This window comes from Xanthomonas melonis, assembly GCF_020783655.1.
Taxonomy (GTDB): domain Bacteria; phylum Pseudomonadota; class Gammaproteobacteria; order Xanthomonadales; family Xanthomonadaceae; genus Xanthomonas; species Xanthomonas melonis.
In genome coordinates, this window is the sequence record NZ_JAJGQH010000008.1 from 216,780 (window position 1) to 240,150 (window position 23,371).

11 protein-coding genes and 2 pseudogenes are annotated in these 23,371 nt (G+C 65.1%); 6 read left to right on the forward strand and 7 right to left on the reverse strand.

All coding sequences use genetic code 11. The annotated features are described in order from the left end of the window. Nucleotides 1–752 precede the first annotated feature (752 nt). The 4 genes from LL964_RS10190 to ptsP all read right to left on the reverse strand — a co-directional run bounded on the left by LL964_RS10190 (nt 753) and on the right by ptsP (nt 7,568). Nucleotides 753–2,030 carry a carbohydrate porin gene (locus LL964_RS10190; protein WP_167395325.1) on the reverse strand — a complete coding sequence of 426 codons (1,278 nt, stop codon included), beginning with the start codon at nt 2,028–2,030 and terminating at the stop codon, nt 753–755. A gap of 183 nt (nt 2,031–2,213) precedes the next feature. Continuing rightward, complete coding sequence (locus tag LL964_RS10195) at nt 2,214–3,950, reverse strand: PTS fructose transporter subunit IIC (protein ID WP_104587453.1); 1,737 nt, start codon at nt 3,948–3,950, stop codon at nt 2,214–2,216. A gap of 148 nt (nt 3,951–4,098) precedes the next feature. Continuing rightward, the gene (gene pfkB, locus LL964_RS10200; RefSeq protein WP_104587452.1) at nt 4,099–5,055 is read right to left on the reverse strand and encodes a 1-phosphofructokinase; all 957 of its coding nucleotides are present in this window, start codon (nt 5,053–5,055) and stop codon (nt 4,099–4,101) included. Further along, on the reverse strand, nt 5,052–7,568 hold the full coding sequence (ptsP, locus tag LL964_RS10205; protein WP_104587451.1) for a phosphoenolpyruvate--protein phosphotransferase: 2,517 nt from the start codon (nt 7,566–7,568) through the stop codon (nt 5,052–5,054). The genes pfkB and ptsP overlap by 4 nt, the downstream gene beginning before the upstream one ends. Nucleotides 7,569–7,723: 155 nt before the next feature. Here ptsP and LL964_RS10210 point away from each other — a divergent pair, with 155 nt between their 5' ends. After that, nucleotides 7,724–8,719, forward strand: coding sequence for a LacI family DNA-binding transcriptional regulator (locus tag LL964_RS10210; RefSeq protein WP_104587450.1), 996 nt, complete (start codon nt 7,724–7,726; stop codon nt 8,717–8,719). Between the two features lie 588 nt (nt 8,720–9,307). Here LL964_RS10210 and LL964_RS10215 read toward each other — a convergent pair. The 3 genes from LL964_RS10215 to LL964_RS10225 are packed head-to-tail and all read right to left on the reverse strand — an operon-like array spanning nt 9,308 to nt 14,460. Further along, entirely contained in the window at nt 9,308–12,478 is a 3,171-nt protein-coding gene (locus tag LL964_RS10215) for a multidrug efflux RND transporter permease subunit (RefSeq protein WP_104587449.1), read from the reverse strand. A gap of 12 nt (nt 12,479–12,490) precedes the next feature. Continuing rightward, a complete protein-coding gene (locus LL964_RS10220) occupies nt 12,491–13,786 on the reverse strand; it encodes an efflux RND transporter periplasmic adaptor subunit (RefSeq protein WP_104587448.1) in 1,296 nt (431 codons plus the stop codon). A 14-nt stretch (nt 13,787–13,800) separates the two neighbouring features. Continuing rightward, nucleotides 13,801–14,460 carry a TetR/AcrR family transcriptional regulator gene (locus LL964_RS10225; RefSeq protein ID WP_104587447.1) on the reverse strand — a complete coding sequence of 220 codons (660 nt, stop codon included), beginning with the start codon at nt 14,458–14,460 and terminating at the stop codon, nt 13,801–13,803. Between the two features lie 276 nt (nt 14,461–14,736). Here LL964_RS10225 and LL964_RS10230 point away from each other — a divergent pair, with 276 nt between their 5' ends. The 5 genes and pseudogenes from LL964_RS10230 to LL964_RS10250 form a co-directional block, all read left to right on the forward strand. Beyond that, on the forward strand, nt 14,737–19,746 hold the full coding sequence (locus LL964_RS10230; protein WP_104587446.1) for an NAD-glutamate dehydrogenase: 5,010 nt from the start codon (nt 14,737–14,739) through the stop codon (nt 19,744–19,746). A 507-nt stretch (nt 19,747–20,253) separates the two neighbouring features. After that, nucleotides 20,254–20,550: a hypothetical protein gene (locus LL964_RS10235; protein ID WP_104587629.1), complete on the forward strand. Its 297-nt coding sequence runs from the start codon at nt 20,254–20,256 to the stop codon at nt 20,548–20,550. Nucleotides 20,551–20,823: 273 nt separating this feature from the next. Continuing rightward, nucleotides 20,824–21,463 (forward strand): annotated as a pseudogene (locus LL964_RS10240) (hypothetical protein); the annotation flags it as partial. 68 nt (nt 21,464–21,531) lie between these two features. Next, the gene (locus tag LL964_RS10245) at nt 21,532–22,203 is read left to right on the forward strand and encodes a DUF1629 domain-containing protein (protein ID WP_167395324.1); all 672 of its coding nucleotides are present in this window, start codon (nt 21,532–21,534) and stop codon (nt 22,201–22,203) included. Nucleotides 22,204–22,599: 396 nt separating this feature from the next. Beyond that, nucleotides 22,600–23,371, forward strand: a pseudogene (locus tag LL964_RS10250) (hypothetical protein); the annotation flags it as partial.

Here is a 23,371-nt window from a genome sequence, read left to right on the forward strand (position 1 = left end):
TGCGACCAGATCTTTCGCCGTATCTGATTCACCTTACAAAGAATACCAAGAAGGATGATGACTACTCTGCGTACGACAACCTAGTTCATATCCTAAAAACAGGATCGATCTGGGGAAGTACTTCGCAGACCGGGATGATTAAAGGCAAGAATCGGGCAGCCTGCTTTATGGACGTCCCGTTGTCCTCGCTGAAATACGTATTGACCCCAGGGAACTCCGATCCACAAAAACCGAGATACGAGCCATACGGGATCGCAGTTACAAAGAGATACGGCCACGAGAATGGATGCCGTCCGGTGCTGTACCTGTCTGACACGGAGACAAAAGATCTTGGGATTCCTGCCGGGGAACTATGGCGTGTTGTGAGGTTCGAGGTTAGTAAAGATGGCTGGGTAAGCTGGCTACATGAGAGAGAGTGGAGATGTAAAGGCGATTTCTCGCTACCTGAATTCATTCAGGCCGCCTTTGTTCGTAACTCGAAAGAAGCGAGCAAACTAACCAAGCTCCTAGCTGATCACGCTGATGAATTCAAGTGCATTCCTAGGTCGGTTATTCCCATGACCGTTCTTTGCCAGGGGCTGTTGAAGTAATCGGTCGAGGCACAACAACTCATTCAAGCCGAACACGCTTCGCGTATCGGGCTCATTCAGGCGTTAGGCACCACCTCCCAATCAGTCATTTTTTATGACCTTGAGATGTCTAGGAAACACTGGGCGTATCGATGCGCGCAATGCACGCAGCTTCTCGACGGGTTACAGATTCCAGTCGATCCGCATGCCCGCAATCAACGCGTTCTTCAGATCGGTGGTGCGGGTGGGTTCGTTGAACTGGTCGGGGTTGATCACGTAGTGCAGGTTGGGGGCGATGCGCAGGCGCTTGGTGACCTGGATGCCGTAGCTGAGCTCCATCATGATCTGGTTGTCGGCCGGGGTGCCGGTGCCGCCGGCGGAGGCGCGCGCCAGGCGCAGGTTTTCGATGGCTTCGGCGCTGTACTTCTGCTGGGTGATCACGAAGGCGATATTGTCCTGCGGGCGGTTGGCGAAGGTGCCTTTCTGCACCAGGCCCAGCTGCACGAAATGGTCTTCGATGGCCTGGCCGCCGGTGCTCTTGAGCATGGCGGCGAACACGGTGAGGCCGCGGGTGCCGGATGGGTCGGGGTTGGTGACCTGTTGTTCGAAGCGCCCGAACAGGCCCGAGCGGCCTTGTTTGTTCTCGTAGCCCAGGCCGCTGAGGACGGCGGGGTTGCCGTTGCGGTCGCGCAGCGGGTCGGTGTAGTCGGAGTTGTCCTGCCAGCCGCCGAGTTCGTACATCGCCGCCAGGGTGCCGTCGCCGCCCTTGTTCTTGTAGCCGATGGCATACGGCACCACCACGCCGGTGGTGTCGTCGGTGCTCCACTTCAAACCGTGCTGGCCGTCCTGGGCCTGCACCGGGTTCACTTCATACGCGCCCACGTGCACATAGACCTTGGGCGTGACCCAGGCGGTGGCGTGTGCGGCCCAGCTGGACACCGGCCAGTAAGTGAAGTTGCTGGTACGGAACACGAAGGTGGGGTTGCCGCAGGCGGAGTTGCCCTGGAAGTACTGGCACAGGTCCGAGCCGAGGAAGTGGATGTTGGCCACGCTGCGGCCGGCTTCCAGTTCCAGGCGGTCGTCGAAGAGTTTTTGCAGCAGGGTGAAGTTGGCCAGGCGGGTGCCCTGGCCGCCATAGATCTCCTGCACCGAGGTGCTGTTGCCGATGCTGCTATTGGCCAGGTTGGTGCCGTGGCGATTGCTGACGTAGAGCTTGACGGTGGCGCCGTTCCAGCCGAGCAGCCGATCCATGTCGACGTCGGTGCCGACCATCAGCTGGCCGGCATAGGCATGGCCGCTCTTGCGGCCGCCGTCGATCATCGAAGCCGCTTCGCCGGTATAGCCGAGTTTGAGTTTGAAGGCGTCGGCGGCGTCCTGCGCGTGGGCGAGCGGGGCAAGCGCCAAGGCGAGCGACAGGCACAGCAGGCGGGAACGGGGGCGGTAATGGGTCGGGGCGGTCATGACAGGACTCCGGAACAAGCGGGCGTGGCCAACGTGGCGGACGCGACAGCAAGTGGGTGGGCAAGCCGCTGTCGGCGCACGTCGGTGCGCAGCACAGCGGTGAAACCGATCGGGGGTGAGGCGGGTCAGCGATCAGCTGCGGCGGAGGCGGGCAGCTGACCGACGACGCGTGGCAAACGTGCGTCAGGCGATGACGTCGGCGACCGGCTTCTTGAGCAGGCGCAGTGCGATGGCAGTGACCACCACGCCGGCCAGCAAGGCCAGCACATACATCGCCAGGTGGGTCACGGCATTGGGGATCAGCAGCACGAAGACGCCGCCGTGCGGTGCCTTCAGCTCGGCGCCGGCACTCATCGAGATCGCGCCGGCCACGGCCGAACCGATCACCAAGGCCGGAATGGTGCGCAACGGGTCGCGCGCGGCATACGGGATGGCGCCTTCGGTGACGAAGGCCAGCCCGAGCACGCCGGCCGCCGTGGCCGAGCCGCGTTCTTCGGTAGTGAAGCGGTTGCGGAACACCCAGGTGGCCAGCGCGATGCCCAGCGGCGGGGTCATGCCGGCGACCATGGCGGCGGCCATCGGGGTGTAGACCTGGCTGGCGATCAGGCCGGTGGAAAACGCATAGGCCGCTTTGTTGACCGGCCCGCCCATGTCGAAGGCCATCATGCCGCCGAGCAGCAGGCCCAGCAGCAGCGCGCTGCTGCCCTGCATGCCGCGCAGCCAGGCGGTGAGCCAGGCCAGCAGATCGGCGACCGGCTGGCCGAATACGTACATCATCGCCAGCCCCACCAGCAGGGTGCCCAGCACCGGCAGGATCAGCACCGGCTTGAGTCCTTCCAGGGTGCGCGGCAGCTTGATGTAGCGGTTGAGCGCGGCCACCCCGTAGCCGGCGATGAAGCCAGCGATGATCCCGCCGAGAAAACCGGCACTGAGGTTGGCCGCGACCAGGCCGCCGATCATGCCGGGGGCAATGCCGGGGCGGTCGGCGATGGAGTAGGCGATATAGCCGGCAAGGGCGGGCACCATCAGGGTGAAGCCGGCCTTGGCGCCGATCTGGAACAGCGACCAGGCCAGCGTACCTTGATGCGCATCGTCGCCGGCGTAGATGCCGCCCAGCGCGAACGCCAGCGCGATCAGCAGGCCGCCGGCAGTGACGAACGGCAGCATGAACGACACGCCGGTCATCAGGTGCTTGTAGGCGCCGGTGCGGGCGTTGCCCTTGCTTGCAGTCGTGCTGGCGGCGGTTCCGGTGGCCGGTGCCGTGCCACCGTGCACGCTGGCCTCGGCCAGCGCCTTGTCGATCAGTGCCGGACCATCGTTGATCGCCGGTTTGGTGCCGCTCTTGAACACGCGCTTGCCTGCGAAGCGCCCCAGGTCGACTTCGCGGTCGGCGGCGATGATGACGACATCGGCCGCGCGGATCTCTTCGTCGCTCAAGGCATCCTGCGCGCCCACCGAGCCCTGGGTTTCCACCCGCATCTGATGGCCAAGTTTTTTCGCGGCCTGCTGCAGACCTTCGGCCGCCATGAAGGTGTGGGCGATGCCGGTGGGGCAGGAGGTGATGGCGACGATGCGCTTGCTGCGACGTTCCGGACCGTCGGGACTGGCGGTGTCGGTATCGGCAGGAGCGGCCAGCTGGCCGAGCGCGGCCGCCGGATCGTCCAGCACCGCGCCCAGGCTCAGGTGTACGAGCTGCGCGTTGCCGAAGCGTGCGGTGTCGGCATCGGCATCGCCGATCACCAGTACCTGGGACGCACCACTGGCCAGTTCGGCGGGCAATGCGCCAAGCACGTCCTGGTCGCTGCGGATTTCGATCGCTACGCTGCGGCCGGCGGCGGTGGCCGCACGGCGCAGCGCTTCGGCGGCCAGAACGGCCTCGGTACTGCGTTCGCCGGCGGCGATGACCACGATGGAAGACATGGCAAAACTCCTGCTGTATTGCGGTCGCCGGTGTTACCGGCAGAGGTGAGCGGCGGTTATGCGCGAGGGCGGCGCAGGCCGGGATCGCAAGGGGCAACGCACTGCGTCGACACGCGCGCGGCCGAAGGTGTCAGTGGCAGCGCTGCGCTCACGACAGCATCTCGATCACGACCTCGCCTGCGGCGCGGCGCACGCCCTCTGGCGTAATCCGGCGCGCGTCGCCGCTTTCCAGCCGGCACGTCGAAAACGCCGTGGCCAGCCGCGCGCATTGCTCCAGCGTGGTCGCGTGGTCGATGAGCGCGGCGGCCAACCCGGCCACCATCGCATCGCCTGCGCCCACACTGCTGCCCTGTGCCAGGCGCGGCGGGCGGGCGATCAGGCGCTGGTCGCGCTGCACGAACAACGCACCGTCAGTGCCCATCGAAATGACGACCAACTGGATGCCGCGGGCGAGCAGTTCGTGCGCGGCAGCGCTGAGCGCGGCGCGGTCGGTGAGCGGCCGGCCGGTCCAGGCTTCCAGTTCGTGGCGGTTCGGCTTGACCGCGTACGGCAGGGCCTCGCGGGCGGCGCCCAATGCCGCCACCAGCGGCGCGCCGCTGGTGTCCAGCAGCACGCGCGCACCGGCGGCGCTGGCCCGGGCCTGCAGCTGCGCCCAGCTATCGTCCGGCAGGCCGGCTGGCAGGCTGCCCGACAGCACCACCGGCAGGCCGGCGCGCAGCAGCGGGGCGAGTTGGTCGGCCACGCCCTGCAGATGCGTGGCGCCCAATCGCAGCCCGGGCAGGTTGATGTCGGTGGTGTCGTTGCTGCGCGCGTCGACCAGCTTGAGATTGGTGCGGGTGTCGCCGGCCACGCGTTGGCAGTGATCGACGATGCCGCGTTCGCGGAACAGCGCTTCGAACACGCCGGCATTGCCACCGCCCAGCACGCCGAGTGCGGCGACATCGCTGCCCCAGTCGGCCAGGCAGGCCGCCACGTTGATGCCCTTGCCGCCGGCATCGTTGCGCATGCTGCTGGCGCGATGCACGGCGCCCGGCTGCAGGGTCTCGAGCTGGATGGTCTGGTCGATCGCCGGGTTCAGCGTGATTGTGAGGGCCTGCAGGCTCATGCCACATCCTCGCGCTTGGCTTCCAGTGCACGCACCTGTTCGGCGGTCTCGCAGTCCAGCGCCTGTTTGGCCAACTGCTGCAACTGGCTCAGGCTGGCGCCACGCAGGCGCGCCTTCACCGCCGGGATGTCGTTGGGCGTCATCGACAGTTCCTGTACGCCGAGGCCGGCCAGCAGACTGGCGCCGAATGCGTCGCCGGCCAGGCCGCCGCACACGCCGACCCAGCGGTCGTGCTTGCGCGCACCCTCGATCGTGCTGTGGATCATGCGCAGCACCGCCGGGTGCAGGCTGTCGGCTTCGGCGGCCAGTTCGGGGTTCTGGCGGTCGATCGCCAGCACGTACTGGGTGAGGTCGTTGGTGCCGATCGAGAAGAAGTCTGCGTGGCGTGCCAGCACGTCGGCCTGCGCGGCGGCGGCCGGCACTTCGATCATGATGCCGATCGGCACTTCCGGCGCATCGAGGTCGGCGCGGAGGCGTGCGCAGATGGCGCGCAACGCGATCAGCTCCGATACCGAGGTGATCATCGGGAACATGATCGACAGCCGCGCACCGTCCCTGGCGGCGCGATACAGCGCACGCAGTTGCGGCTCCAGCAGGTCGGGACGACGCAGCAGCAGGCGCGCGCCGCGCACGCCCAGGAACGGGTTTTCTTCGTGCGGCAGTTCCAGGTGCGCCACCTGCTTGTCGCCGCCGATGTCCAGCGCACGCACGATCAGCGGCCGGCCACCCAGCGCCTGCGCCATCGCCAGGTAGGTGGCGTGTTGTTCGTCCTCGCTGGGCGTGCGGCCGCTTTCCAGGAACAGGAACTCGGTGCGCATCAGGCCCACGCCTTCGGCGCCCTGGGTCAGCGCCATCGCGACCTGGTCCGGCAGGTTGACGTTGGCGCCGATGTCGATGTGGTGGCCGTCGCTGGTTTCGGCAGGCAATGCGCGCTGCGCGGCCTCGCGCTCGCGGATCGCCTGCTGCTCGGCGATGTGCGTGCGCGCCGCATCCAGATCCAGCTCCGACGGCTTGATGTACAACCGTCCGCTGCTGCCGTCGATGATGGCGGTGACGCCGTCTTCGATCTCCAGCAGCTGGCCGCCGGCCGCGACCAGCGCCGGCAGGCCGAGCGTGCGCGAGAGGATCGCGGTATGCGAGGTCGGCCCGCCCTGCGCGGTGGCCAGGCCGAGCACGCGTGCGGTGTCCAGATTGGCGGTGTCCGACGGCGACAGGTCGCCGGCCAGCAGGATGCAAGGCTGGTCGGGGAGGTCGGTGAGGCCGGCGCCCGCCGCAGACGGGTCGAGCTGGGCCAGCACCCGGCGGCCCACATCGCGCAGGTCGGCCGCGCGGCCGGCGAGCACAGGATTGCCGAGTGCCGCCAGACCGGAGGCGATCTGTTCCACCGCCTGATGCCACGACCACGCCACGCCGTGGCCTTCGACCATCAACTGGCAGGTGCGGGTGATCAGATCGGTGTCGTTGAGCAGTTCTGCCTGGGCCTTGAATATGGCCGCATCCGAAGCGCCGAGACGGCGCTGGGTGTCGTCCTGGATCGCCGCCAACTGCTGGCGGGTGCGGGTCAGTGCGTCGTGCAGCTGCGCACCGCCGTCGCCCAGGCCGACCGGTCGATCGGCTACTTCGGTCTGTGCCGCGCGCAGGCGGTGCACGATGCCGATCGCCACGCCCGGGCTGGCGCCGATACCGACAATGGCCGGCTGCGCCTGCGGCGGGGTCCAGCCGACCACCGGCGCGGCGCGCCGTTGTGCGGCGCGTTCGGCATCGGCCTTTTCCTGCGCAGTGAGGCTGTCCATCACGGCGCGCAGGCGCTTGAGCAGCGCCGTTGCGTCGCTGCCTTCGGCCGAGACGGTGATGCTGTCGCCGGTACGCAGGCCGAGCTGCAACAGGCCGACCAGGCTCTTGGCATCGGCAGCCTGGTCGCCGGCACGTACCTGCGCGCGGGCCGAGAAGCCACGCGCAGTCTCGGCCCAGCGGGTGGCCGGGCGCGCGTGCAGGCCGCTGGGGTAGGGGATGGTCCAGTCGAAGGTTTCGGCCAGGTCGGTGGCCGGTGCCGCACTGACCTCAGGGGCACGGTCATCGGTCAGCGCGGCCACGATCACGGCCGGGTCGTCGGTACTGAACAGCGCGTCCAACTGCGCAGGGTCCTGGATCAACCGGGTCAGCCGGCGCAGCAGGGTGATGTGGGTGTCCGATTGCGCGGCGATGCCGACCACCAGCCGGGTGGTCTGGCCCGGGTTCCACTCCACGCCCTCGGGCAACTGCAGCACGGCGATACCGTCGCGGCGCACCAGGTGGCGGTCCTCGCCCACGCCGTGCGGAATAGCCAAGCCATGGCCCAGGAAGGTGTTCGCCAGGCCTTCGCGGCGCCGCATGCTGGCCTCGTAGCCCGGCGCCACGCAGCCGGCCGCGATCAGCAACTGGGCGGCCTGGGCGATGGCGTCGTCCTTGTCGCGGGCAGAGGCGCGCAGGCGGACGAGGTCGGAGGTGACGGGGGCAAGCGGCGGAGGGGACACGGCAGGCTCCGGTGGTCGGGCGGGTGAGTATAGTGGGAACGTTCCCACTCTTCAGGTCAATGTGCGGTGCACAAGAGTGTTGTAATGCTTTCGGGTTAGGATCTGGCAACGGGCGCTTGGGTCAAGGCGCGGCAGTGGAGGCGGGAACGGTTCCAGTGAATATCAGCATCAACGATGTCGCCCGTGTGGCCGGCGTGTCCAAGTCAACGGTGTCGCGGGTCCTGGGCAACGGCCCGGTCAGCGAGGAGGTCCGCGCCAAGGTGGAAGCGGCGGTGCGCCAGACCGGCTATCGGCCCAATCTGATGGCGCGGCGATTGCGGTCCCAGCAGTCCGGCATCCTCGGGGTGATCGTGGCCGACATCCGCAATCCATACTTCACTGCGCTGATCCGTTCGGTGGAAGAGGTCGCTTACCGTGCCGGTATGCGCGTGACCCTGTGCAATACCGATGAAGATCCCGCGCGCGAGGCGCTGTACCTGGAGCTGATGCAGGAAGAGCGCATCACTGGACTGATCTTCGCACCGACCCGCGTGACCGTGGGCCGCATGCACGAGCTGTCGCTGGATTACCCCACCGTGCTGGTGGATCGCGCCGGCCCCGGTAGCCGCTACGACAGCGTGGTACTGGACAACGCGGCGGCGATGGCCGAGCTGGTGGCGCACCTGCAGGCGCAGGGCTATCGGCGTATCGGCGGGTTGTTCGGCAGCACCAGTACCACTGCGGCCGAGCGCCGCGACGGTTACCTTGCTGCGATGCGTGCGCAGGGACTGGAGCCGGACTATCGCGAAGTGGCGCCGACCGCCGAGGCGGCGATCGCCGAGCTGGGAGCATGGCTGGCCAGCGATGACCGGCCCGAGGCCATCGTCGCCAGCAACAGCCTGCTGCTGATGGGTGCGCTGAAGGCAGCGCGTACCGCCGGCCTGCGCCTGCCGCAGGACCTGGCCCTGGCCGGGTTCGACAACGAACGCTGGACCGATCTGGTCGAACCCGGCATCACCGTGGTCGAGCAGCCGGTCGAAGACATGGGGCGCGCGGCGATGTCGCTGCTGCTCGAACGCCTGCGCAACCCGCAGTTGCCGATCCGGCGCATGGTGATGACCGGCCGTTGCGTGGTGCGTGGGTCGACTGGCGTACGCACACCGGGCGTCTGAATCGCCGGGCGCTCAGCGTCAGCACACAAAGCTTGGCTCGTCGGGCGAGCTGCATGCTCTTACCGCTCGAACTCTTACCGCTCGAAGTCAAACGTATGGCTCGGCGAACGCGCGGCGCCCTCACCGCTCGCGGGACACGCCGTGAACCCGTCCATGGGGGCTCGATGGCGGCATCCATGCCGCCAACGGTCCCGCAATCGGCGAGGGCAGCGCACTGGACAGGGTGTTGGTCGCTCGTTGAAGAGCGAGCACACCGCGTGGCGCAGTTTGCTGATTGTCTTGTTGAAAACTCTGCGCACCGACCATCGTGATTGGTCCTTGCCCGTCTACCGTCGCGGGACCTTACGCGGCATGGATGCCGCGTAAGAGCTTACAAGGACGTACTTGCAGCGTGTCCCGCGATGGTAGGCGGGCAAGGGCCCTGCAACGAAGTCGCCGATTGGAGGCTCTCCAACTGGTACATCCGCGCGCTATTCGAGAAAACCGCTTCGAGTCGTCGCTTGGTTTGGATGCAGTCAAACCTTAAGATCAAAGCACAAAAAAGCCCCGGCACTGCCGGGGCTCTTGTATTTGCAACAAACGTCTGACTCAACGATCCGGACGATGCGTCCCCGAGTCGTTCTGGGCGACCAGATATTCCTTGGATTGCTCGTCCAGCTTGTCGCCCAGCATGCGGCGCACCACCACGAAGAACAGCGGAATGAAGATCACGCCGAGCACGGTAGCGAACACCATGCCGCCGATCACGCCGGTACCGATGGAGTGACGCGAGTTGGCGCCGGCACCGGTGGAGATCGCCAGCGGCAGCACGCCCAGGATGAACGCGAACGAGGTCATCAGGATCGGGCGGAAGCGCAGATGCGCCGCCTCCAGCGTTGCTTCGCGCAAGGTCTTGCCCGACGCACGCTGTTCCACTGCGAATTCCACGATCAGGATCGCGTTCTTGGCCGCAAGGCCAATCACCGTGATCATGCCGATCTTGAAGTACAGATCGTTCGGCAGCCCGCGCAACATCGAGAACACGATCGCGCCCAGCACGCCGATCGGCACCACCATCAGCACCGCGACCGGGATCGACCAGCTCTCATAGAGCGCGGCCAGACACAGGAACACCACCACCACCGACAAGGCGAGCAACAGCGTGGCCGCGTTGCCGGCAATGATTTCCTGGTAGGACATGCCGCTCCAGTCGAAACCGAAGCCCGGTGGCAGATCGTTGTTGACGATCTCCTCCATCGCCGTCATCGCCTGGCCGGAGCTGCCGCCCGGGGCCGGGTTGCCGACGATGTTCACCGCCGAATAGCCGTTGTAGCGATTCAACGCCGGCGAGGCGTAGGTCCACTCGGCCTTGACCACGTTGCTCAACGGAATCATGCCGGGCTGGCCGTCGATGCCGGTGGCGGTGGTGCTGGGGGTGAAGAAGTTGCGCAGCGATTCGGGGCCGGTACGGAACTGGTCGTCGGCACGGATGTTGACGCGCTTGATGCGGCCTTCGGCGAAGTAGTCGTTGACGTACACCGGCGCCAGCATCAACTGGATCGAACTGTAGATGTCGCTGACGTTCAATCCCATCGATTGCGCTTGCACGCGGTCCACGTGCAGCTGCAGCTGCGGCGAGTTCTCCAGCCCGTTCGGGCGCACGCCAACCAGGGTGTCCTGCTTTTCCGCCGCCTTGCCCAGCACGATGTTGCGCGCCTGGGTCAGGGCCTCCTGGCCCGCGCCGGCACGGTCCTGCAGCCACATGTCGAAGCCACCGAACTGGCCCAGGCCCTGCACGGTGGGCAGGTTGACCACGAAGATCTGCGCGCCCTTGATGCCGTAGAAGGCACCGTTGAGCTGCTGGATCAACTGCTCGGCAGTGACGTCACGCTCGTCCCACGGCTTGAGCCGGATGAAGCCCATGCCGACATTTTCGCCCGAGCCCAGGAAGCTGAAGCCGGCGATCTGCAGCATGCCTTCAACGGCCGGCTGCTTTTCCAGCACCGCGCGCATCTGCGCAAACGCTTCGTTGGTGCGGATCTTGGTAGCGCCCGGCGGCAACTGCACGATCGCCACCGCAAAGCCCTGGTCTTCTTCGGGCAGGAAGCTGCCCGGCATGCGGGTGAACAGGAAGCCGCAAAGCACCACCAGCACCACGAACACGATCATCCACGGCGGCGAACGCTTCAGGGTGTGGCCGACCACGCCCACGTAACGGTGCGCCAGCTTGTCGTAGTACTTGTCGAAGGTGCGGTAGATCCAGTTCTTCTTGTCCGAGTGGGTGGCCTTGAGGAAGCTGGCGCACAGCGCCGGAGTGAAGGTCAGCGCCAGCAACGCGGAGAAGCCCATCGACATGGCGATGGTCAATGCGAACTGCTTGTAGATCGCACCGGACGCGCCCGGCTGCAGCGAGGACGGAATGAACACCGCCGCCAGCACCACCGTGATGGCCACCACCGCGCCGGTGATCTGGGTCATCGCCTTCTGGGTGGCCGCCTTGGGCTCCAGATGCTCTTCGCTCATGATGCGTTCGACGTTCTCGATCACCACGATCGCATCGTCCACCACGATGCCGATCGCCAGCACCATCGCGAACAGGGTCAGCTGGTTGATGGTGAAGCCGATGGCGTACATGCCGAAGAACGTGCCCAGCAACGCGACCGGGATCACCAGGGTCGGGATGATCGTGGCACGGAAGTTCTGCAGGAACAGCAGCATCACCAGGAACACCAGCACGATGGCTTCCACCAGCGTGTGCACCACTTCCTCGATGGAAATGCGCACGAAGGTGGTGGACTCGTACGGTGCAAACCAGGTCACGCCCTGCGGGAAGGTGGGCTGCAGCTCGTCGAGCTTGGCGCCCACTGCCTCTGACACGTTCAGTGCGTTTGCACCCGGCAGCAGCTGGATGCCGAAGGCACCGGTGGGCTTGCCGTTGTACTGGGTGTCGAAGCCGTAGTTGCTCGGGCCCACGGTGACGCGCGCCACGTCCTTCAGGCGCACCGTGGCGCCGTTGTTGTCGGTCCGCAGGATGATGTTCTCGAATTCCTGCGGCGAGCTGAACCGGCCTTCGGCCGACACCGTGGCAGTGAAGCTGATGCCCTCAGGCGTGGGGTCGGCGCCCACCGAGCCGGCAGCGAACTGCACGTTCTGGTTGCGCACCGCGGTCAGCACCTGCGTCGCCGACAGGTTGTAGCCCTGCAGCTTCTCCGGGTTCAACCAGATGTTCATTGCGTACTCGGCGCCGAACTGGTTGGTGCTGCCGACGCCGGGAACGCGCGAGATCTGCTCCAGCACGCGCGAACCGACGATGTCGTTGAGCGCGTCGCGGTCGATCGACGGGTTGTCCGAGCGCAGCGCGGCCACCATCAGGAAGCCGGCGTTGGCCTTGGCCACCACCACGCCCTGTTGGGTCACTTCCGAAGGCAAACGCGGCGTGGCCAGCGACACCTTGTTCTGTACCTGCACCTGGGCGATATCCGCGTCGGTGCCGGTTTCGAACGTGAGCGTGATGGTCACGCGGCCGTTGGAGGCCGAAGACGAGTTGAAGTACAGCAGGTGGTCGATACCGGTGAGCTGCTGCTCGATGACCTGGGTCACCGCCTTTTCGGCGGTGTCGGCGCTGGCGCCGGGGAAGGTGGCGCTGACGGTGACCTGCGGCGGAGCGATCGTGGGGTACGACTCGATACCCAGATTCAGGATCGAGATCACGCCCGCGAGCGAGATCAGGATCGCCACCACCCAGGCGAAGATCGGGCGTTCGATGAAAAACTTAGGCATGTCCGGGTTCCGTCACTGCTGCTTGGACTGGGAGTCGGCCGGTTGCGCGGCCGCGTCCTGCTTGGGCTGTTCCTGCGCGGCCGGGGCGGCGCCATCGGCAGACGCGCCGGCCGCCTTGTCGGCCTGGCCCGCAGCCGGTGCTGCACCTGGCGCACCTGGCTGCGCGCCGGCGGCGGGCTTGTTCGGATCCCAGGGCTCGCCCTTGGCCGGTTGACCTTCCTTGGCCTTCTGGATGCCATCGACAATGACCTGGTCGCCCGGGGCAACGCCGCCGGTCACGATCCACTGCCCCTTCTGCTGGCCGTCCACGGTGAGATTCTTGCGGACCACCTTGCCGTCCTTGCCCAGGACCAGGGCGTAGGCGCCGACCGCATCGCGCTGCAGCGCCTGCTGCGGCAACAGATAGGCATTGTTGCGCTGGCCCAGGCTGGCCTTGAAGGTCACGAATGCGCCCGGCAGCAACGCCTGTTCCGGATTGGGCAGGGTCGCGCGCAACGACACTGCACCGGTGCTCGGATCCACCGTCACTGCCGACACGTCCAGCGTGCCCGGATGCGGGTACTGGCTGCCGTCGCCCAGCTCCACGTTGATGGTGGACTTGCCGTCGCCGCTGAGCTGCACGCTGCCGCTGCTCTGCGCCTGGCGCAGCGCGGCCAGTTCTTCGCTGCTCATCGCAAAGTTCACGTACAGGGGATCGATCTGGTCCACGGTGGTCAGCAGGGTCGCCTCGCCAGCGCCGACCAGGGCCCCTTCGGTCACCCGCTGGATGCCGGCGCGCCCGGTGATCGGGGCGGTCACGCTGGCGAAGCCGAGCCGGATACGGGCCGCCTCGACCGTGCCGCGCGCCTGCTGCACATTGGCGCGGGACGAGCGCTCGTTGGCCTCGGCGGTATCGATGTCCGCGCGCGAGACGTACTGCTGGGGCGCCAGGCTGCGCGCGCGCTTGGCAGCGATCTGGGCATTGGCATAGGTCGCCTCGGCGGCCGCCAGCTGCCCTTGCGCCTGCAGCAGCGTGGCCCGCAGCGGTTCCGGGTCGATCTGGAACAGCGGCTGGCCTTCCTTGACGTCGGTGCCTTCGGTGTAGAGCCGCTTGAGGACCACGCCATCCACACGTGCCCGCACGTCGGCCGAGCGGAATGCCGAAAGCCGACCGACCAGGTCGCGCTCCAGCGGCAGGGTCTGCGGCTTCATGTCCAGCACAGACACGACCGGCGGCGGTGGCGCCTGCTGTTGTTCTGGCTTGCTGCAGGCAGCGAGCGCCACGGTGATGGCACAGGCCAGGCCGAAGGTGCGGAGCGGGGCGATCATCAGGAGGAACTCCGTTAGGGTCTTGAAGAGAGAAGAGCGGTTGGTGCCGGCGCAGGCGCGGCGCAGGTCGCGGCGAACGCACGCATGAAACTGTCCACGGCGAACTGCGCCCAGCGCTGCCTGGCGGTGAGGTCGGCGCGATGCGGCACCTGGAAGCGTTGGCGATCGAAATCCAGCCCGACGATCATGCTCAGTAGCAGCTCGGCCATGAAGTGCGCATCGTCATGCCGCAGCTCGCCGGCGGCGATCGCCTGGTCGAAGCGATGCGCCAGCCGCTGCTGCATGCCGATCACGCCCTCGTGAAAGATCTGCCGTGACTGGGCCGGAAACCGCTGCGACTCGGCTTCCACCAGACGGCAGGTCTGTAACACATCTGGACTGTTCAGATGGTCAAGATGGGCCAGCGCGAAGGCCAGCAGGTCCGCGCGCAGATCGCCCGAATCGGTGCCCAGCGGCGCCATGGCCAGGTGCACGTGGTCCTGTAGCACATCGCGCAGCAGGTTTTCCTTGCAGCCGTAGTAACTGTAGAGCGTCTGTTTGGAGCATCCCGCGCGCTCGGCCACCGCGTCCATGCTCAGCTGCACGCCGCGTTCGGCGAGCAGGGCCTGGACGGCGGCATGGATGCGGCGATCGCAATCCGGACGGCGGGCAGCACGGGTAGGGCGGGGGCTCATGGGACTAGACTATACCGTCCAGTTTAGTTTTTAAACAGGCTTGACGCGCGTCCGCCACTCTGCACAACGCCTTGTGTGCCAAGCCTTCGCGAAGACTTTGCCGGTTGTGGCGGCTTGCGGTGAACGCGGCGCCGCTGCGGGCCGAGTGCCCTGGATCAGTCGTGTCCAGGCGGCTGACAACCTCAGCTGCAGGCCTGCCATTGCGCTATGCAGCAAGGCGCCGTCACAGTCGGTCGGTACAATTCAGGTTTTCCACCGAGCAGTCCAGCTCTACTCATGACAGCCAAGAAAGCCGCTTCGAAATCGTCCACGCCGTCGCGCAAACAGGTCGCCGAACGTGCCGTCCCCGTGCTGGCCACCGAACCTCGGGCGATCACCCTCGAGCCGGTGTTCGCCGCCCTGCGCAAGCGCTATCCGGCCGCTCGCCAGGCCGAAGTGCAGGCGTTCGCTGCCGACTTCTACCGGCGCATGGAAGAAGACGAATTTCCCAACCACCCACCCGAGCAGTGGGCGGCGCTGGCGTCGGACATGCTGGAGTTCGCGCGCAGCCGCAAGGCCGGGACGACCAACGTGCGGGTGTTCAACCCCACTCTGAAGAGCCACGGCTACGAGTCGCCGCATACCGTGCTGCAGATCGTCAACGACGATATGCCGTTCCTGGTGGATTCGGTGAGCATGACGCTGGCGGAGCTGGGCATCGGCGTGCACGTGCTGGGCCACCCCGTGCTGCGCATCGCGCGCGACAAGGCCGGCAAGCTGACTGCGGTGGGCGAGGGCAAGAGCGAATCGCTGATGGTGCTGGAGATCGACCGCCAGCCGGCCGAGGACATGCCCAACGTGGAAGCGGCAGTGCGCAAGGTGCTGGCCGAGGTGCGCGCCATCGTGCACGACTGGGCCGCGATGCGCGAACGGATGGTGATGCTGGCCGACGACCTGGCCACGCGCCGCCTGCCGATCGACGACATCAACCGCCACGAGGCGCAGGAATTCCTGCGCTGGGCGGCCGCCGACCATTTCACCTTCTTCGGCTACCGCGAATACCGGGTGGAGAAGCAGGGCGGGCAGGACGTGCTGGCCCCGGTGGAGGAGTCGGGGCTGGGTCTGATGCGCGGCCGTGACACCGCGCCGGCGCGCCCGGTGACCACCCTGGCGGCGCACGGCCTGAATGCCTCGGCCAAGCTCAAGGACGCCTTGATCCTGACCAAGACCAATGCACGCTCGCGCGTGCATCGGGTCGGTTACATGGATTACATCGGCATCCTGGAGTTCGATGCCAAGGGGCGCATCGTCGGCGAGCAGCGCTTCCTCGGGCTGTTCACCTCCAGCGCGTACAACCGCCGCCCGTGGGAGATCCCGCTGGTGCGTCAGCGCCACGAATACGTGATGAGCAAGTCGGGGCTGACCCCGAGCAGCCACAGCGGCAAGGCCTTGCGCCATATCCTCGAGACGCTGCCACGCGAGGAACTGTTCCAATCCAACGAGGAAGAGCTGTATCGCACCGCGATGGGCATTCTCGGCTTGCAGGAGCGCGTGCGCAGCCGCCTGTTCCTGCGCCGCGACAAGTACGGGCGTTTCATCTCCGCGCTGGTGTACATCCCGCGCGAGCGCTTCAATACCGATGTGCGCCTGCGCATCGAGGCCTTGCTGAAGGGCGCATTGCACGGCGAATACATCGACTCGTCGGTGGTGCTGGGCGAATCGCCGCTGGCACAGCTGCACCTGATCGTGCGGCCGAAGAGCGGCGAAGCGCTGGAATTCGATACCACCGAACTCGAATCGCGGTTGGCGCATCTGCTGCGCAACTGGCGCGACGCGCTGCGCGAGGCGCTGGTGGCGCGGCATGGCGAGGCCAATGGGCTGCGCATGGCCGCCAATTTCGGCCGCGCGCTGCCGGCCGGCTATATCGAGGATTCGTCGATCGAATCGGCGGTGTCCGACGTCGAACACCTGGCCTCGCTGGACGGTCCGGACGACCTGCACCTGAGCCTGCAGGAGATCCGGCGCGACGATGGCATGCGGCTGGATGCCGGCGAAGGCCTGCGCCTGAAGCTGTACCGGCAGCTCGACGACATCCCGTTGTCCGATGCGATGCCGATGATGGAGAACATGGGCCTGCGCGTGATCTCCGAGCGGCCGTACCGGCTGCAGGTGGGCGAGACGCCGGTCTACATCCAGGATTTCGAAGTCGAATCCACCGCCGGCAAGATCAATGCGGCCAGTGCCGATGCCAGCTTCGGCGAGGCCTTCGAGCGCATCTGGAACGGGGATGCCGAGAACGACGGTTTCAACCACCTGATCCTGGCCGCCCGCCTGCATTGGCGGCAGGTCGCGTTGTTGCGCGCCTACTGCAAGTATCTGCTGCAGACCGCGGTCCCGTTCTCGCAGGCGTACGTGGAGACCACCTTCACCCGCTATCCCTTGCTGGCGCGCCTGCTGGTGGAACTGTTCGAAGCGCGCTTCGATCCATCCACCGGCTCCGAAACCAAGGCGCAGATCTTCGCCGGCCAGGAGCGCCTGCGCGAAGAGCTGTCTGCGCTGGCAGGTGACGACGACACCACGCGCAAGGCGCTGGAAGCGGTGATGGAGGCGCGCGGCGGCGATCGCGCCGCACAGCAGGAGGCCACCCGCGCCGCCTTGCTCAAGCTGATGGATCGCGTCTCCAGCCTGGACGAAGACCGCATCCTGCGCAGCTTCATCGACGTCATCGATGCGACCTTGCGCACCAACTACTACCAGACCGACAAGCACGGCAAGCACGGCCACTGCATCAGCTTCAAGCTGGACTCGGCACGCGTGCCCGACCTGCCCAAGCCGCGTCCGTACCGCGAGATCTTCGTGTATGGCCCGCGCGTGGAAGGTGTGCACCTGCGCTTCGGCGCGGTTGCGCGCGGCGGCCTGCGCTGGTCGGACCGTCGCGAGGATTTCCGCACCGAGGTGCTGGGCCTGGTCAAGGCGCAGATGGTCAAGAACACCGTCATCGTGCCGGTCGGCGCCAAGGGTGGTTTCTACGTCAAGCGTTCGCCGGTGGGTGGCGACCGTGATGCCATCCAGGCAGAAGGTATCGCTTGCTACAAGCTGTTCATCCAGGGCCTGCTCGACATCACCGACAACATCGTCGCTGGCAAGATCGTGCCGCCGCCGCAGGTGGTGCGTCACGACCAGGACGACCCGTATCTGGTGGTTGCGGCAGACAAGGGCACGGCCACCTTCTCCGACATCGCCAATGGCCTGGCGCTGGAACACGGTTTCTGGCTGGGCGATGCGTTCGCCTCCGGCGGCTCGGTGGGTTACGACCACAAGGGCATGGGCATCACCGCGCGCGGCGCGTGGGAGTCGGTGAAACGCCATTTCCGTGCGATGGATCGCGATTGCCAGAGCCAGGATTTCAGCGTGGTCGGCATCGGCGACATGTCTGGCGACGTATTCGGCAACGGCATGCTGCTCTCCAAGCACATCCGCCTGCTGGCCGCGTTCGACCACCGCCATATTTTCCTGGACCCGAACCCCGATGCGGCCACGTCGTTCGCCGAGCGCGATCGCCTGTTCAAGCTGCCGCGCTCCAGTTGGGCCGATTACGACGCCAAACTGATCAGTGCCGGTGGCGGCATCTACCCGCGCACGCTCAAATCCATCGAGATCAGTGCGCCGGTGCGCGAAGCGCTGGGCCTGGAGGCCAACGTCAAGCAGCTCTCGCCCAACGAACTGATGAACGCCATCCTCAAGGCGCCGGTGGATCTGTTCTGGAACGGCGGCATCGGCACCTACGTCAAGGCTGCCAGCGAATCGCATGCCGACGTGGGCGACCGCGCCAACAACGGCCTGCGCGTCAACGGGGGCGAGCTGCGCTGCAAGGTGGTGGGCGAGGGCGGCAACCTGGGTCTGACCCAGCTGGGGCGCATCGAGGCCGCACAGGCCGGTGTGCTGCTCAATACCGACTTCATCGACAACTCGGCCGGCGTGGACACCTCCGACCATGAGGTGAACATCAAGATCCTGCTCAACGACATGGTGCAGGGCAAGAAGCTCACCTATGACGCGCGCAACAAACTGCTGGCGTCGATGACCGACGAAGTGGCCGACCTGGTGCTGTGGGACAACTACCGCCAGAACCAGGCCATCAGCCTGATGGAGCGCATGAGCGTCAAGCGCCTGGGCTCCAAGCAGCACTTCATCCGCACACTGGAGCTGCAGGGCCTGCTCGACCGCCAGATCGAGTTCCTGCCCTCCGACGCGGAGCTGTCCGCACGCAAGGCGCGCGGGCAGGGTCTGACCCGGCCGGAGCTGTCGGTGCTGCTGTCGTACTCCAAGCTGGTGGCCTTCCAGCAACTGCTGGAATCGGATATTCCCGAGGACCCGTACCTGTCCAAGGAACTGCAGCGCTACTTCCCTCAGCCGCTGCAGAAGAAGTACGCCGATGCGATGGAACGCCACCGCCTCAAGCGCGAGATCATCGCCACCGCGGTCACCAACACCACCATCAACCGCATGGGCGCCACCTTCCTGATGCGCATGCAGGAGGATACCGGCCGCAGCATCGGCGAGGTCGCCAAGGCCTACACCATCAGCCGCGAGACGCTGGATGCGCGCGCGCTGTGGACGCAGATCGATGCGCTGGACGGCAAGGTGCCCGAGTCGGTGCAGATCGACGCGCTGGAGGTGATCTGGCGCCTGCAACGCTCGTTCGTGCGCTGGCTGCTGCTGCGTCCGGGCCAGATGCCCGGCATCACCGCGGCGGTGGAACGCTACCACGGCCCCTTCAACGATATCCGCGTGGCGTCTGGCGTATTGTCGGACGCGCAGCGCCCGCAATACGAAGGCAGCGTCAAGGAATGGCAGGAGAAAGGCTTGCCGCCGGAGCTGGCGCAGCAACTGTGCGAGCTGCGTTATCTTGAGCCGGCATTCGACATCATCGAAACCGCACGCACCCGCAAGCTCAAGCCGGTGGAAGTGTCCAAGGTGCATTTCCGCCTGGGCGATGCGCTGCGCCTGCCGTGGCTGTTCGAACAGATCGACGCGCTGGAGGTCAACGGCCGCTGGCACGCGGTGGCACGCGGCGTGCTGCGCGACGAACTGGCCGCTCACCAACGCGCCCTGGTGGGCCAGGTGCTGACCATGCCGGGCAGCAGCGCCGAGGACAAGGTGGCCAACTGGATGGCACGCGACGATTCCAGCCTGCGCTTCACCCTGGCCATGCTCGCCGATGTCGCCGAGCAGAAGACCCTGGACTACCCCACCGTGTCGGTGGCGGTACAGCGCCTGGGGCAGCTGGCGGCGCACGGGGTGTAAACGTATGCATCGAGGTGATGGCGGAGCGAGTGCTTCGCCATCACCTTGGCTGAGCCGACGCAGTTACGGAGTTGCCTGTCCTTGCACAAGGCGGCCCAAGGGTCGCCTTGTTTACATGCGGAATTGCTCCGTACGATTGCGAGCCCAATGCATCGTCCGGGTGTCGGCCAATAACGTGGTCCACATCTGGCCAGCTGCGACTCCCGCGCTGTCTCTCTGTGAGCATGCCTGCATGCCAGACAATGCACGCGAGTAGGTGAACAATCCCAGGCTTCTTGACACTCTCGAATAGTCCGATGAATATCACCTAGTTGCAGTAAATCCTGCAGCCGGGTGTGGAAGCTCGAAATCCAAGGCGCACGAGCGCCGGTCAACGATGGCGGTGCTCTCCACTATCCAAGGAGATCCCTCATGCCGCGTACCAGTTCTGCCTATTCAACCACTACCGAAACCGCCTCGCAGCCGGCCGCTCATACCGTGGCCGACCATGGTGATGAGCGTGAGGACGTGTTCTTCCGCCGCCTGTCCGAGTCACGTGGTGCGGAAGCCACCAACGGCATCCACTGGTCCGATCTGCCGATGCAATTGGGCCTGGCGCTCAAGTGCGCACATGTCGATCACTGCTTGCTAGGACTGCAGGGCGTATTGGAAATGCTGCATGCCGGAGAGGCAGCCCGGGAGGCTGGCCAATCTGGCCTCGGCGGCGAGCTGACCGATCGCTTGTTCTATGCGTCTCGTGCGCTGGCTGCGTCGGGAACGGAAACGTTGTATGCGTTGCAAGCGCGTCTTGCGGCTACGCCATAGTGAAGTGAGCAGCCGTCCAGCAATGGTGTGCAGCCCATACATAGGTGGAGAAGACTGGTGTATGCCAGAGAATTCAGGCCAAAACCTGCATAGCTCGCATCACTTTATGCTGCAAATTTCACCGCGATGGCCAATATAGAAGGGTCTTGAGGTGCTAGTATCGCTAGCATCAGCGGCTCTGTCGTCGCTTGACGAATCTGTCAACGCTGCGTCATGGCTGCTGACTTGCAAAGTGGATCGACGGACAGCTCGGGAGGCGGGACCGTGTCACCAGCGCAAGCCCATGCAGCAGGCCGACTGACACTTTCCGACCAAGGCATCCTGCAAGTCGAAAACGTTCTCGGCGAAGAAGCGGCGCGATCATTACGCATTCTGCCAGGCCAACGCGGCTTCCCCACCGCCGAGCTGCTCGCAGGCGATCTATCGGCCGGTCAGGCGTTACGCAGCGCCGGCCTGTTCGCCACGGCCGCCGAGACGGTGATGACCGGCCAGCGCGCCACACGCTTGCTCGGCCAGGACAACCCGCTCGCCGCACAATCCGAGCTTGCTCACTTCGCCGGCCGCAATGTCGGCGGCTGGGCTGGCGGTACGGCTGCTGCCTATGCGTTGGGGAGCTCGGGCGCGGGGCCGATGGTGTTGATCGCAGCCGATGCCTACTTCATGACCAAGGCCGGCGAAAAAGCCGCCGAGCTGCTCGACAACCGCGCCATTCACACCGCAACGCGCAGCCGAGCTGGAGGCGCAAGCGCGGGACGTCATCGCCCGCAACATCGCCAACAGTCCCGGCGCGATAGCTGCGCGCTACGAGTTGGCCCACCACCGCAGCGGCTGGGCAGCCGATGGCCTGGCCATGTCACCAGCGGTGCAGCAGGCGCTGCCCGATCCGGATGCGTTGACCGCTTTTAATCGCCAAAGCTAATCTCGTGGAATAGAGTTGCTTTCTGGCGAAGCCACCATACTCGAAAAGCTGTGGAACAATCTATGAGCGGAACACAAGAAGTGGAAATGACTGCCAAAAATAAGTTTCAGGAAGGCGAGTTCTACGTCCTGATGCCAGATCTTGAATACGGACCGAAACTCGGGGTGGTGTTCGAAAACGCCAAAAAATTACTTGTGCCCCCAAGGCTGATTTTGCGGCCGAGTGAAGGAGGCTTTCCTCCACTTTCAGAAAGGCCGCGTCTAATCTACGACCCATCGAAAGGTGTTATGCCTAAAGACCTGGAGGCCGGATTCAGCGGCTATTGGCTCGTTTCCGAGCGCTTACACCAAGTGTTTTCAACTGTTGATCCAGAGGGATTTAGCTTCGTAGAGTGCGATTTCCTTATGACGGATAGCACTCCGGGCCCTAAATACTTCTTATGCGATGTGGTGCGAGTTCTAGATGCACTCGACGAGGAAAACTCGGAAGTGGAGATAGAAGTCAGTGATGATTTTGTGAACGGAAAATTCTATGATCTAACTGGCGGTGCGAGATTGGCTTTCCGAAGGGATGTGGTTGGGGATTATCATGTATTCCGAACACCTTTTTCTGCTGACTATTATGTAATCTGTGATCGCGCGTTGTTAGATGCAGTGCGTGAAGCAGGCATCGGTACGGGGGGAGGCTCTGATGGACTCTGGTTTCGCGACGCTGCCGATTGGAAGGATGCTTGATTTCGATAAAGGAATTTCGTCATGTCTAGACGTACGATTTTTCAAGAGCATCATATTGCGGAGCAGCAAACGCTTCGCAATAGTCCGTTGCTTGGAATCCTTCAGCAGGAAAAGGCGTTCAATATTAATGCCGCTCGCAACCTAATTTATATGCCGAGTGAGCCGGAACTGGCGCGTGTTCTGGGGCTTTCACCACACAGCGGTGGGCCTATTAAAGACTATCAAGATGGCTCCTTGGCCCGGCTGGAGCGTTTGTCGCGGACCGTTGACGGTCAGTTGGCACTCACTGGCGATCCAGATGCAATCGCTAGGATTTCCATCAAGGTCGATCGGCTGATCGATACGATGAGAGTTGGCTTGGTGAACGCAGATCTCTACACCAATGCCCCAGTCGGCATGGTTGCAGACGACATGCGGCCTGGCATCAATGCGTTTTTCAAGGGCACTCCAAGCTACGAGAAGATGCTTGCACTTCAGATCGACGCAGTTCCAACGCTGAAAAGACCCGAGCTTGGTTGGTCATCAATCGTCCACTCCGAGCAGCGCGTCACATCCACACTTCAATACGTAGAGCAGTCCACCAGCAATCTCACCAAAGGTGGCGATCCAGAGATCGGTAGGAACTCACTTTCGCAAGCCATCGCACAAGCCCATGCAGCAGGCCGACTGACGCTTTCCGACCAAGGCATCCTGCAAGTCGAAAACGTTCTCGGCGAAGAAGCGGCGCGATCGTTGCGCATTCTGCCAAGCCAACGCGGCTTCGCCACCGGCGAGCTATTGGCTGGCGACTTGTCCGCAGGCCAGACGTTACGCACTGCCGGCCTGTTCGCTACCGCCGCCGACACGGTGATGACCGGCCAACGTGCCACACGCTTGCTCGGCCAGGACAACCCACTCGCTGCGCAATCGGAACTTGCGCACTTCGCCGGCCGCAACATCGGCGGCTGGGCCGGCGGCACCGCCGCTGCCTATGCGTTGGGCAGCTCGGGTGCGGGGCCGATGGTGTTGATCGCAGCCGATGCCTACTTCATGACCAAGGCCGGCGAAAAAGCCGCCGAGCTGCTCGACAACCGCGCCATCTACACCCAGAGCGATCGCGAGGGCACGCAGTGGTCGTTCAACGGCACCGCCTGGGTGCGCGCCGGCAAGGCCGACACCACCAACGACG

Bases quoted from the DNA above. Each gene is read 5' to 3' on its own strand.
- LL964_RS10190 (WP_167395325.1), bottom strand. From the start codon at position 2,030: ATGACCGCCCCGACCCATTACCGCCCCCGTTCCCGCCTGCTGTGCCTG.
- LL964_RS10195 (WP_104587453.1), bottom strand. From the start codon at position 3,950: ATGTCTTCCATCGTGGTCATCGCCGCCGGCGAACGCAGTACCGAGGCC.
- pfkB (WP_104587452.1), bottom strand. From the start codon at position 5,055: ATGAGCCTGCAGGCCCTCACAATCACGCTGAACCCGGCGATCGACCAG.
- LL964_RS10215 (WP_104587449.1), bottom strand. From the start codon at position 12,478: ATGCCTAAGTTTTTCATCGAACGCCCGATCTTCGCCTGGGTGGTGGCG.
- LL964_RS10220 (WP_104587448.1), bottom strand. From the start codon at position 13,786: ATGATCGCCCCGCTCCGCACCTTCGGCCTGGCCTGTGCCATCACCGTG.
- LL964_RS10225 (WP_104587447.1), bottom strand. From the start codon at position 14,460: ATGAGCCCCCGCCCTACCCGTGCTGCCCGCCGTCCGGATTGCGATCGC.
- LL964_RS10230 (WP_104587446.1), top strand. From the start codon at position 14,737: ATGACAGCCAAGAAAGCCGCTTCGAAATCGTCCACGCCGTCGCGCAAA.
- LL964_RS10245 (WP_167395324.1), top strand. From the start codon at position 21,532: ATGAGCGGAACACAAGAAGTGGAAATGACTGCCAAAAATAAGTTTCAG.